Here is an 11922-nt window from a genome sequence, read left to right as displayed (position 1 = left end):
TCAACCTATCTAGCGACATTCGTGATGTGTCCGTTCCACTTCTTTCCAGGCTTATTTGGTTCGGGTGATCTTGACGATGACATATTGATGGCCACCGCTCGCACTTTCTTTGCCCGCGTCGGAAACAGTAAAACCATCTCCTCCGCCAGCTGCGACCCAAGTCTCAACAAGCTTATGAAAGCTTTCACCATCCACTCCTAATATATGGGGGCTGACATAGAAAGAACTCCCAATCGCGGAATCGGCCAAGAGACTATCAAATTTATTCATGCAACCACCACCCTTTCACCTTTAAGGAAACAGGGACGCACAGATCAGCTGCCTGGTCCCGTCCCGTGCCTTGCTGTTCTTCAATAGAACACCATACTTGCCATCGGTGGACACCACCTCAAGGCACAAACCGCCAGAGTCCGGGTAGCGCTCTCGAGCCTTGCCCTCAGGGTATTTGGCGTTCTTGCATGCTGTATCTGTCAAGGCCATTTTGGGGGACTTTCTGGCTTAGCGGGGAATTTCCCTGCTTTACGGCCCCCAAAGAACTTAGGCGTCAAAAGACGATGCGAGACGACTTGAAACAAAAAAGCCCCGGCTGGCGGGGCTTTCAGGGCATTTAGATACGTCCTGAGATGTTCTTGAATGCATTTTTTGGCGGAGAGGGTGGGATTCTAATCCCCGATTTCTCTCGCGTTGATTTCATTACGTTTTTCGTAGCGCGGAGAGTGCCCATGTAGCAACTCTGTGAATCAATTCTGACAAGCCTGCGGTGTTTCGTCAATTTCAAAGTGTGTGCCAGGCAGGCCACGTCAAGCAGTCAAGAATCATTTGCTGCACCCGCCGGGAAGTGCGCGGGAATAGGCATTTTTGTAGGCCCCGGCAAGTTGTGGGTCATCAGGATGCCTACAAATCCACCAGTAGCGCCCTATGCATGCGCCGTGGGTTTGATTCCCTGCGCATCCGCGGAGAGCTTGCTTCTGAAATTTGTAATATAAAAGTACTACATTGAAGGGGTCGGTGCGACCATGCAGACGTCTGGACGCTAGAGGAAATGATCAAAAAGGGAGAGTGCAGGCGTTTGCACATGGAACTTTGACCTCATGTAGGAGGCAATCGGGCCGACAAGCGGCACTTTTGATGATGCGAAAGCGCATCGCCGGAGTTGACGAGGCCGTCAATTGGCGGACAATTGAAGTTAGCAGCCGCTCCAACGGCTGCAGGAGGCATCAGGCATAAGATCTGGGCCGAGACGGCAACTGCACGAGACGGAGAAAATAAAATGTTCAATAGGCACACACTTGCCAGAGTGGGGGCACTTGGTTCTTCCCAGCCAAGCACGCTGCTATCCCCACAACTGCCCGAACGCATTGTTAAAGATCAGGTGAAAACACGCCCTGTTCGAGATCAGTATGCCGATCTGGCTAAAGCTAGTGAGCGCCTGAACGCCGGTAAAAGCGTGTTTGAGGCTCAGCCTAAACAACCTGAGCCCGCGTAAGTGTCGTCAGTCGGAAAGTTTCCGCGCACGACCGAACTTCCCAGTCAATCAACCCTTTTTTGGGTTACTCATAAAGATCGATATCTTCGACAGCTTCTGATCGAGGATATTGAGGCTGAGACTGGGCGTTGCCTGATCGTCTATTTCACAGATTGCGACAACACCAACGCGCAGATCGACGTCGGTGACGATGTTCATCTTGCGGAATTGCTCAACTACTGTGCCGGCAAGCCCGTAGATCTAATGCTTGAGACGAACGGCGGCGGCACAGATGCCACCGAAAAGCTGTGTTCCCTACTGCGCGCTATGGCGCCGGAACTGCGGGTTATAGTACCGCGGCGCGCCAAAAGCAATGGCACAGTGCTGACTATGTGTGGGCAAACTGTAGTGTTGGGGATGGAATCTGAATTGGGGCCTATTGATCCTGCCATTGGATCTGTGCCTGCTCATTTTGTTTTAAACGCTCCACCGGGAAGTGGCTTTAACGCCATCGATATGGCACTGGCCAAAACAGCCCAAGCACAAACAGAAAAGCTTGCGAAGAGCCTACTTGCGACCGGGATGATGAAGGGCAGGGAGCCCAAAGACATCGACGAGGCCATCGAGAAGCTAGCAACACGCAATGTCTATCACTCTCATGGTTCGGTGATTGACTACAAGGAGGCGCAAGAACTGGGCTTCAACGTAACCTTTCTGAATCACGCCTCGGCCGTCTGGAAAAAACTCTGGCTATTGAGAGCTATGTATCAATTTGATTGCCCTCAAGGTGGCTATGCCAAGATGTTTGAATCTGCGCGAGTGAGCACAGGTACTTCTATTGCGCTACCGAAAGGGCCGTGATCAGTTAATTCTGCTCGACATTGCTTGGCCTTTTTCGTAGGTTTGACTCAGCTTGCAAGCGCTGAATCCTCATGTGTATAAAAGACGCGGTTTTCTATGCACATGGGCCAGCCATTGCCTGCGTCAGGCTAGGCCAAGCCGCCAAGTAAGGCTAACCGGCATTTACCGTAAATGGAAGCACGTTGATGGGCGAGAAGTTCTCACCTTCGCGATGCTCACGGTCAACGCCGATGGGCACCCGGTAATGCAACGCTTTCACCGCCTCGATGAGGAAAAACGCATGGTGGTTGTGTTGGACCCCAAGGATTACGGCACGTGGCCATCGTGTTCCGTCCAGGCAGCACCTGGATTTTTCAGGCTATGGCAAGGCCCGCTGGACGCCATGCCGGCGCCGCGCCTAAAAACAGCAGTGTCAGAACGACCCGTCCGCCTCCCCCACCAGATGCGGACGAGCTCTTTTGGAGCATTTGTCGACACCCATATGGAAGACAAAAACCTGCCGTGCGGGCCTACCCAAATGACGCAGGGCTACGGGGACCAGGTTTCCAGCAGTTCCGGGTGTATCGGGTCATAGCGATCCACGCCAGGCAGCAATTGATACTGGCCGTGGCGCCCTCCTGCCATCAGCCTACGCTCCTGTTCACGGAATCCTGCAGCCGGAGTGCGTATGTGGCCAGCCTCCGAGTTGTAACCATACCGCTCGTCGTGAGCCGCCAGGTGGATGGTCCACCACAACTCCTTTTTTTCAAGGCGGGAGCGCCAAAAGGTTTTCCCATCCTGGAGATGCTCCTGCAGGGTAAAGTAGAAAAACACATCAGGCCCGTAGATCGCAGCGTGCTTACGCATCAGCATGTTGGGCGCCGTACCTGCGCGCAGGGTGGATCGGTGGCTGCGCACCCTTTTCCACATGCTCGTGGCAGAGCAGCCGACATAACGGTGGCCGGACTGGCGGTTGAGAACGCAATACACCCCCGGCACATCCGGGATGAAATCGACGCCATCCCCGGGCCTTGTGGCGTAGATCTTTTTACGCTCAGTCCAATGCATATCCTTGCCCTCCTGGTTTCAAGCAGTCACCAAGGCAATCACGCCCTTGCCATCAAAGACAACCGGCGCAGCTGGTCGGTCTCCTGCCAGGTTGCGCAGGTGGCGGATCAGGCGCATCTCACCGGTGGTCAGGCGGAGGGAGTTGAAGACCTCTTCAATGACCGAGATCAGGTCGGGCGAGGATTCTTGCAGAGCCGCCCGGAGCACGTCGGCGGGCTCAAGCGACAGTGCCGCGGCCAGGGCTGGCACCTTGTTGATGGGCAGCTTCATGGTGCCCTGCTTGATCAGCACGAGGGTGATTTCACGCTCAAACCCGAGTGCGTCGCAAAGCTGCCGGTCGCTCAGGCCGAGCTCGGCCTGACGCGCTTCGATTTGCTGAACCAGGGTAACGGGCATGGTGGGCTTGGTGATTGACATTGCTTTCTCCTTGGTGAACTGGGAAACCGGGCTGCAACAATGCAGACTTCACAATTCACTATAGGGAGCGCAGTCGGGCGGAATGGGTGGCAATGTAGGTGCCCCACGTGGCAACCACCGGGCGCTTGAGGCGGACCTTGCCCACGTGTATGGCGCTCAGCAGGTTTAGGCGGTCAAAGGTGTGACGGTGACCCTGCTGGTCTACATTGGCATCACACTGCCCAGCTCTCCCCCATTACCTGCGCCTGCTTCAGCACCAGCTCCACAGCCGCGTCCTGCAGATCCGGTGGGTATTTGTATTTGCGCAGAATGCGCTTGACCATCAGGCGCAGCTTGGCACGCACGCTCTCGCGCTCTGACCAGTCCACGCTCAGGTTCTGACGCAGGTTCTCGGTCAGTTCATGAGCGATCTTCTTGAGGGTTTCGTCGGTCAGCTCGCGTACCGCCGCCTCGTTGTTGGCCAGCGCATCGTAGAAGCGCACCTCGTCCTCGGTCAGCCCAAGTGACTCTCCGCGGGATGCCGCTTCACGGAATTTCTTGGCCATGTCCACCAGTTCCTCCATCACCTGCGCTGTTTCAATCGAGCGGTTTTGATAGCGGGTAATGACGTTAGCCAGCATCTCCGAGAACTTCTTGTCCTGCACGACGTTGCTGGCGAAGCGGCTTTTGATTTCACCCTCCAGCAGGCGCTCCAGCAACTCCACGGCCAGGTTCTTTTCCGGCAGGTTTTTCACCTGGGCAAGGAATTCGTCATCCAACAGGCCGATGTTGGGCTTGTCCAGGCCCACAGCGTCGAAGATATCCACCACACTCTCGGACACTACCGCCGAGCTGATGATCTGCCGGATAGCCAGTTCGCGCGCCTCATCGGTGCGCTTCTTGGCCGTCAGATCCTTCTTAGTCAGGATGACCTTCACGCCCTGCATAAAGGCCACTTCCTCACGCACAGCTTTGGCCTCATCCAGCGTGCAGCACAGCGTAAACGCCTGGCTCATGGCCAGTGCAGTATCGGCAAATCGCTTCTTGCCGTCCCGGGCCGAGTCGGTTTTGAGGCCCAGCACATGGTTGGCGGCACCCGCCAGCGTCTTGTGGCCGCCCGTGAGGAAGCCGCTATAGTCAAAACCGTGCAGCATGGAACGCAGCACATCGAGCTTTTCCGCAAGCACGCTATACGCCTCGTGCGCGTCCACCGTGGGACGGCCACGGCCCTTTGACTGGGTGTATTCCTTCATGGCCGACTTCAGTTCGTTGCCGATGCCGATGTAGTCCACCACCAGGCCGCCCTGCTTGTCCTTGAACACGCGGTTCACGCGGGCAATGGCCTGCATCAGGTTGTGGCCCTTCATGGGCTTGTCCACGTATAGGGTGTGGACGCAGGGTGCATCGAAGCCGGTCAGCCACATGTCGCGCACGATCACCAGGCGCAGCGGGTCGGCCGGATCCTTGAAGCGCTTTTCCAGCCGCTTTTTGGCCTGGGCGCTGTAGAGGTGCGGCCGTAGCAAGGCCTTGTCGCTGGCCGAGCCGGTCATGACGATCTTGATCGTGCCTTTCTCGGGGTCGGTATCGTGCCAGTCGGGCCGCAGCCTGACGATCTCGTTGTACAAATGCACGCAGATGTCGCGGCTCATGGCCACCACCATGGCCTTGCCGGTCTGCGCCGTGTTGCGCGCATCAAAATGCGCCACCAGGTCGGCGGCCACGCTGGCCACGCGCGGCTCGGCGCCCACCACCTTTTCCAGCGCGGCCCAGCGGCTTTTCAGGGCCGCCTGCTGGCTTTCCTCGTCATCCTCAGCCAGCTCATCCACGTCTTCGTCGATCTGCGCCAGATCAGCCTCTTTCAGGCTGAGCTTGGCCAGGCGCGACTCGTAATAGATCGCCACCGTGGCGCCGTCCTCCTTGGACTGCTGCATGTCATAGACATGGATGTAGTCGCCAAACACGGCGCGGGTGTCGCGGTCTGTGCTGCTGACGGGGGTGCCGGTAAAGGCGACAAAGGTGGCGTGCGGCAGCGCGTCGCGCAGGTGCTGGGCATAGCCGGCCTGGTAGCGCTCAACCGTTTCGTTGACCTGGTAGTCGGGCGGTGCAAATTCAGCGCGGTGCGGCGTGGTCACCCCATCGCCGGTTGCCACCTTATTAATAGCTACTTGCGCGTAACCTGCCTGGGCTTGAGGAATTTTTCGTGCTGAATTACGTGTTTTCAGCTTGGCCTCAAAGCCATACTGCGTGCGGTGCGCCTCATCGGCAATCACCACAATGTTGTGCCGCTCCGAGAGGATGGGAAAGCTGTCTTCGTCTTCCCCCAGCATGAACTTCTGGATGGTGGCAAACACAATGCCGCCCGAAGGCCGGTTGGCCAGCAGCGTGCGCAGTTCCTGCCGCGTGCGCGCCTGCACCGGTTGCTCGCGCAGCAAATCCTGCGCCAGGCTGAACACGCCGAACAGCTGGCCGTCCAGGTCGTTGCGATCGGTGATGATCACGATGGTCGGGTTCTCCATCGCCGGCTCCCGCATTACGCGGGCGGCAAAGCAGGTCATGGTGATGCTTTTGCCGCTGCCCTGGGTGTGCCAGACCACGCCGCCCTTTCCCTTGATGCTTTGGCTGCCACCGGGCCGCGAAGCCGCCACCACCTGATGGATGGCAGCGCGCACCGCGTGAAACTGGTGGTAGCCTGCAATCTTTTTGACCAGCGTGCCGTCGTCCTCAAACAGCACAAAGTAGCGCAGGTAATCGAGCAAATAGCTAGGGGCCAGCACGCCGCGCACCAGGGTTTGCAACTCATTGAACTCGCCCAGCGGGTCCAGCGTGACGCCGTCAATCGTGCGCCAGGCCATGAAGCGCTCGGCGTCGCTGGAGAGCGAGCCCAGCAGCGCCTCGGTGCCATCCGAAATCACCAGCACCTCGTTGGTCTGGAACACGTCGGGAATCTGCGCCTTGTAGGTCTGGATCTGCTCGTAAGCCTTCCAGACATCGGCGGCCTCGTCAGCCGGGTTTTTCAGCTCCAGCAGCACCAGCGGCAGGCCGTTGACGAACAGGATGATGTCGGGCCGGCGCGTGTGCTGCGGGCCCTTGATGGAAAACTGGTTGGCCGCCAGCCAGTCGTTGCACGCCGGCTCGGCCCAGTCGATCAGGCGCACAAAGTCGCCGCGCGTCTCGCCGTCTTGCTGGTACTGCACCGGCACACCCGCCACCAGCAGGCGGTGAAAGTGCCGGTTGGCAGACAGCAGTGCCGGAATCCCCAGGTCCAGCACCTGCTTGAGTGCGTCTTCCCGCGCCGCAGCTGGAATGCCGGGGTTCAGCCCATCGATCGCAGCCCGCAGCCGCCCGGCCAGCAGTACCTGCCGGTAACTGGATCGCTCAGGCGCGGGACCGTCATGCGCTAGGTCAGGGCCATAGGCGTGGCTGTAGCCCACGTCTTGCAGCCAGGCCAAGGTTTCTTGTTCGAGTTGGTCTTCGGTCATGGGGCTGTCCCGAAGGTCGCCTGGCAGGTCGCGTGCATGGGCTAGCTCCAGAATAGGTTTAAAAAATAGATGGAAATCGACATATCGCTCGCATCTGTCGATTCCATCAACATTTCAATGCACACCAGCCTGCGGCATCAGCAAACCTTCGTCAAGCCGCCTTTGCACGATGTCGGGCTGGGTTTTGGCCATTGGCCGTATTTTTTACTGAATTCGCAGCTCACACGGTCATCCACCAAAGATTAACAAGAAAATCAGGCTCAATACCAATCAACACAGGCACTGTTAGCTACCAAATCAGCAGCAAACCGTCGACCTCAAGCCACTTCTGCACGCCGCAACTGGCCCGAAATCAGGCGCGAGCCCGTCATGCGCCACGTCGGGGCCGTCGCGGTGGGTATAGCCCACATCCTGCACCCAAGCCAGGGTTTCCCCGCTCGAGCTGGTCTTCGGCCATGCCCCTTCCTTGCCTTTCGGCGAAGTTTGCCCGGAACTATTGCCTAAACACTTAACTTGTTGAAAAACAACAACTTTTTAGCTTTTTGGCAGCTTGTGTTGTTTTGCTTTAAAACACTTTCAGGCCCAAACAGGCAGGTAACGGGCGTACCGGGTAGATGCGCTCTCTGATGCATTTTTTCATTGCTCGCTGTGGAGAGATTGCGGTAAACTCGCGACCTAAGTGGATTGGGGGTTCCTGGTCGGCGTTATAGCCTCGGTGGGTTCATCGGGGCTTTTCGCTTTCTGGGGTGGATAAATCATCAGGCCCACGCTCTCATAGTCGCTGCCCACCTTGGCGCGCCCGCCATCGCAGAAGAACTTCTTCTTCAGTAGCTCGAAAGCCTGGTTGGCTTGCCGGGGACGGATGTAGTTGAGCCCCACCGGGCGCGCAACCAGATCGGCCAGTTGCAGGCCGGCCAGGTTGGTCTTCTTGTCTGCAAACACGATGTCGAACGGCAAGTGCCTGTTGCCCGGGTTGTCACCGTCACAGATGCGCCGGAATTCCAGTTCCAGCTCCGCGTCCTCTTTCTTGCCCCGGCACTCCACCACCACGTGGGTCTTCACCTGGTCTTGCCCTTTTTCCGCCAGGAACTCGCGCAGGGCCTCCAGGCAGATGCCCAAGGCGATGTGGTAGGGGTTGGAGCTGGCGCCCTCACTCCGGCTCAAACGGGCCTTGTCCACCACGCAAGCAATCAAGATGAAGTTGCTGGCCTCCATGATGGACGACAGCCGCGCCATGAACTCGTCCCGCGTCGGGCGGTGGCTCAGGAACGCAAAGTCCCCTTTCTGCTTGCGAATCTCGTGCTCGTGCAGCACCACGCTGTCATGCCCAAAATAGTTGAACTTGAGCTTCTCGACGGCGGGGATGATTTTTTCTGCGTAGTGCCTCTTGTGAAAGACGCAAAGAGCAAGCACGAAGACGGGGTAGTCGGCATCGATGCCGGCCAGGGAGTGGTCGCCGCTCTCATCCACATAGACCACGTAGTCGCTGAACCGTCGGCCAGAAGGTTCCTGGGCCGCCTGCTCGATGGGCAGGGCCTCCGCCGACTCGAAGAGGGCGTATTGGGTGCCTGCGGTACTCATGCCATGGCCTCCTCGGCAATGTGAGGCAGCTCTGGCAACCGGAGCTGGCCGGAAATCAGGCGCGGGAGCAGGGTGTCGCGGAGGGTGGCGAGGGTTTGGGCTTTTTCAAGATTGGCTGCAAAGCGCTCACGTAACGGCACGACGACTTCATCAAAATTCTGAAGTACCACAGCAGGTGGAATAACCAACCGGAGAAGTGCCAGCTTTCCTCGGCTCAGCTCGGTTTGCCCTGTTGTGCCTTCGCCCATGGCTTCAATTTCTGCCTGTCTGCGCATTGTTGAAAGACCAAGATAATTCCAGGTCAGCGAGGCATCTGCACGCATTACCGTGACATGCGAATCAACAATCGCTGTTTGATCCAAGCTCAGGACCTGGGCGACACGACCCAGCGTTCCAACACCAGTTGAATTCACTAGCATGTCACCTTTTCTTAACTCACGCCCATCAATTTTTCGCTGTGCTGGATCGTGTCGGCGAGCTTTGCTTAAGTCGAGAGTGAAATCTCGAATGCACTTTTGATTGATTACAAGAACGCCACCTTCTTCGACATACTTGGGTGAAATTCCCCGGTTCAGGTAGCTGGTGTGTTCACCCAGTACTCCAACCCGCCACCCCCTCGGCACCAAACCCAGCTCCGACTCCTCCAACCCATCCGAAAACAGCGCCGCCGTGGCCTCGTCCATGCCTTCGGGGGCGCGGCCTTCCGTCTTGGCGCGAACGGGGTCGAAATCAACAAACCATGACTTGAACAGCGCTTGGGAGATGGCTTCGAGCGTGGCGTTGGTTTCGCGCAGGAGGGTGATGCGGTCGTCAACTGCGCCAAAGAATCTCGCGAAGCTTCGTTGTTCGTCAATGCCCGGCAAGGCAATTGGAAGCGCCTTGATGATGTCCGTGTTTAGGTTGGGCATGACGGCGCCAACTGCGTGTGTCCTCAACCAGACATACGCGGCCTCGCTTGACAAGAACATCGCAAGATACTTGGGATCAACGCGCCGGCTTTGAACTCGCAGCAAAAGTGCGCCGGTGCCACAAAGTGCGCCCTCAAACCGCTCATCGACGATTGCGGATAGTCCGGTAGCTTGAGCGCCACGACGGGCAAACAAGATGTCGCCGAGCCGTAGCCGATGCCGTGCGAGCTCTGCAGCCTTGATCGAGTCCACCTGGGGTACGGAGATGTCGAGAATGCGCCCGCGTCCGATGGCTTCGGTCGGGATCACCGCAGTACCAGCGGCAACGTAATCGTGCCTGTGCAGTTGCGAGCCGAATGGGCCAGTTTGAACGGTTGCTTCCCCCTGCCGCACCAAGTCACCGATGGTAAGCGAGGCCCACTCAGAACTCATACCCCAGCCCCCCCAGCTTCTGCCGAATCAGCTGATCCAGCTCCGCCCCCTTGGCCATCTGCTCGCCCAGCTTCTCCGTGAGTTGCTGCATCTTGGTGGCGAAGTCTTCATCGTTGTCTTCGACCTCTTCCGCGCCAACGTAGCGGCCGGGCGTCAGCACATGGCCGTGCTGGGCGATCTCGGCCAGCGGCACGCTGCGGCAGAAGCCAAGAATATCCTGATACTCCCCAGCATCGGCCTCGCCGCGCCACGCGGCCACGGTGGCGGCGATGCGATCAATCACCTCGTCGGTGAACTCGCTCTGCACGCGGCCGATCATGGTCGCGAGCTTGCGGGCATCTATGAACAGCACCTCGCCCTGGCGCTTTTTCTGTTTGGCCAGGAACCACAGGCAGGCCGGGATCTGGGTGTTGAAGAAGAGCTGGCCGGGCAGCGCCACCATCACTTCCACCACGTCGGCCTCGACCATGGCGGCGCGAATCTGGCCCTCGCTGTTCTGGCTGCTGCTCATGCTGCCGTTGGCCAGCACAATGCCGGCGCGGCCCGTGGGTTTGAGGTGGTGCAGCATGTGCTGTAGCCAGGCGTAGTTGGCGTTGCCCTGCGGCGGGTCGCCATATACCCAGCGCGCGTCGCCGGTCAGGCTGGCATGCCACCAGTCGCTGATGTTGAAGGGCGGATTGGCAAGGATGAAGTCGGCCCGCAGGTCGGGGTGTTGGTTGCGCGTGAAGCTGTCGCCGGGCTCGCGCCCCAGGTTGAAGTCAATGCCGCGAATGGCCAGGTTCATGGCGGCCAGGCGCCAGGTGGTGGGGTTGGACTCCTGCCCGTAGATGGACACGTCGCCCAGCTTGCCGCCGTGGGCCTCGATGAACTTTTCGCTCTGCACAAACATGCCTCCCGAGCCACAGCAGGGGTCGTAGACCTTGCCGCTGTGCGGGCTGAGAACCGCGACCAGGGTCTTGACGATGCTGGCCGGGGTGTAGAACTGCCCGCCGCGCTTGCCTTCGGCGCTAGCAAACATGCCCAGAAAATATTCGTAGACCTGGCCCAGCGTGTCGCGGGCGACGCTGGGGCTGTCGCCAAAGCCTATGGTGGAAACCAGATCGACCAGCTCGCCGAGTTTGCCGTCGGGCAACTGGGCGCGGGCGTAGCGCTTGTCGAGGATGCCCTTGAGCTTGGGGTTTTCTACCTCCACCAGCGTCAAGGCTTCGTCAATGCGCTTGCCGATGTCGGGCTGCTTGGCGCTAGCGCGCAGGCTTTCCCAGCGGGCGGCTTCGGGCACCCAGAAGACATTGACCGACTTGTAGTAATCGCGGTCTTCCAGCTCGGCGGCCAGGGTTTCGGGCGTGGCGCCGTCAAAAAAGTATTCGTCTTTGGGGTCTGCCAGCCGGGTGGCGACTTCTGACCGGCGGGCGGCGAAGGTGTCAGAGATGTATTTGACGAAGATCAGGCCCAGCACCAGGTGCTTGTATTCGGCGGCGTCCATGTTGGCGCGCAGCTTGTCGGCGGTGGCCCAGAGTGTTTTTTTGATGTCGTCAAGCATGCAGCGGCGCCGTCCCTTTTCGTCTATTTTTGATACCGCTACAGATTATGCAGTTCTGGGAAATAAGGGGTGCGGAGCTCTGGCGGAACCCCATGCAAGGTTGGCCGAGACCTTTCGAGGAGCCAAACGACATCTTGGTAACTTGAAACGCATGGTCCTCCACCCGAAGCACGTCTCCTCCGGGCTCTGAAGCGACATCCAGGGCGCTGAATT

At 58.5% G+C, this 11922-nt stretch carries 7 protein-coding genes and 2 pseudogenes; 1 reads left to right on the top strand and 8 read right to left on the bottom strand.

All coding sequences use genetic code 11. The features are described from left to right. Window positions 1-51: 51 nt before the first annotated feature. A complete protein-coding gene (locus AC1DUB_RS00170; RefSeq protein WP_477727776.1) occupies window positions 52-270 on the bottom strand; it encodes a hypothetical protein in 219 nt (72 codons plus the stop codon). A 1216-nt stretch (window positions 271-1486) separates the two neighbouring features. On the opposite strand from AC1DUB_RS00170, the gene AC1DUB_RS00165 reads away from it, so the two are divergent. Next, the gene (locus tag AC1DUB_RS00165) at window positions 1487-2326 is read left to right on the top strand and encodes an SDH family Clp fold serine proteinase (protein WP_477727775.1); all 840 of its coding nucleotides are present in this window, start codon (window positions 1487-1489) and stop codon (window positions 2324-2326) included. A gap of 528 nt (window positions 2327-2854) precedes the next feature. Here AC1DUB_RS00165 and AC1DUB_RS00160 read toward each other — a convergent pair. From AC1DUB_RS00160 to AC1DUB_RS00130, 7 genes and pseudogenes are all read right to left on the bottom strand, one after another. Beyond that, entirely contained in the window at window positions 2855-3373 is a 519-nt protein-coding gene (locus AC1DUB_RS00160; protein WP_477727774.1) for a GIY-YIG nuclease family protein, read from the bottom strand. Window positions 3374-3391: 18 nt separating this feature from the next. Continuing rightward, entirely contained in the window at window positions 3392-3790 is a 399-nt protein-coding gene (locus AC1DUB_RS00155; RefSeq protein ID WP_477727773.1) for a hypothetical protein, read from the bottom strand. A 212-nt stretch (window positions 3791-4002) separates the two neighbouring features. Continuing rightward, a pseudogene (locus AC1DUB_RS00150) lies at window positions 4003-4992 on the bottom strand (DUF3387 domain-containing protein); the annotation flags it as partial. 66 nt (window positions 4993-5058) lie between these two features. Further along, a pseudogene (locus AC1DUB_RS00145) lies at window positions 5059-7248 on the bottom strand (type I restriction endonuclease subunit R); the annotation flags it as partial. A 675-nt stretch (window positions 7249-7923) separates the two neighbouring features. Further along, entirely contained in the window at window positions 7924-8829 is a 906-nt protein-coding gene (locus AC1DUB_RS00140; protein ID WP_477727772.1) for a DUF3800 domain-containing protein, read from the bottom strand. Then, entirely contained in the window at window positions 8826-10169 is a 1344-nt protein-coding gene (locus AC1DUB_RS00135; RefSeq protein ID WP_477727771.1) for a restriction endonuclease subunit S, read from the bottom strand. Before AC1DUB_RS00135 ends, AC1DUB_RS00140 begins: the two co-directional genes overlap by 4 nt. After that, window positions 10159-11709, bottom strand: a complete 1551-nt coding sequence (locus AC1DUB_RS00130; protein WP_477727770.1) for a class I SAM-dependent DNA methyltransferase — start codon at window positions 11707-11709, stop codon at window positions 10159-10161. The genes AC1DUB_RS00135 and AC1DUB_RS00130 overlap by 11 nt, the downstream gene beginning before the upstream one ends. Between the last annotated feature and the right edge of the window lie 213 nt (window positions 11710-11922).

It is taken from the genome of Polaromonas sp. P4_F9 (genome assembly GCF_056401235.1).
This window is presented reverse-complemented; position numbering and strand designations above follow the sequence as displayed.

What these genes read in the sequence shown, in the direction of transcription:
- AC1DUB_RS00160 (WP_477727774.1), bottom strand. Translation starts at nt 3,373, where the DNA reads ATGCATTGGACTGAGCGTAAAAAGATCTACGCCACAAGGCCCGGGGAT.
- AC1DUB_RS00155 (WP_477727773.1), bottom strand. Translation starts at nt 3,790, where the DNA reads ATGTCAATCACCAAGCCCACCATGCCCGTTACCCTGGTTCAGCAAATC.
- AC1DUB_RS00130 (WP_477727770.1), bottom strand. Translation starts at nt 11,709, where the DNA reads ATGCTTGACGACATCAAAAAAACACTCTGGGCCACCGCCGACAAGCTG.
- AC1DUB_RS00135 (WP_477727771.1), bottom strand. Translation starts at nt 10,169, where the DNA reads ATGAGTTCTGAGTGGGCCTCGCTTACCATCGGTGACTTGGTGCGGCAG.
- AC1DUB_RS00170 (WP_477727776.1), bottom strand. Translation starts at nt 270, where the DNA reads ATGAATAAATTTGATAGTCTCTTGGCCGATTCCGCGATTGGGAGTTCT.
- AC1DUB_RS00140 (WP_477727772.1), bottom strand. Translation starts at nt 8,829, where the DNA reads ATGAGTACCGCAGGCACCCAATACGCCCTCTTCGAGTCGGCGGAGGCC.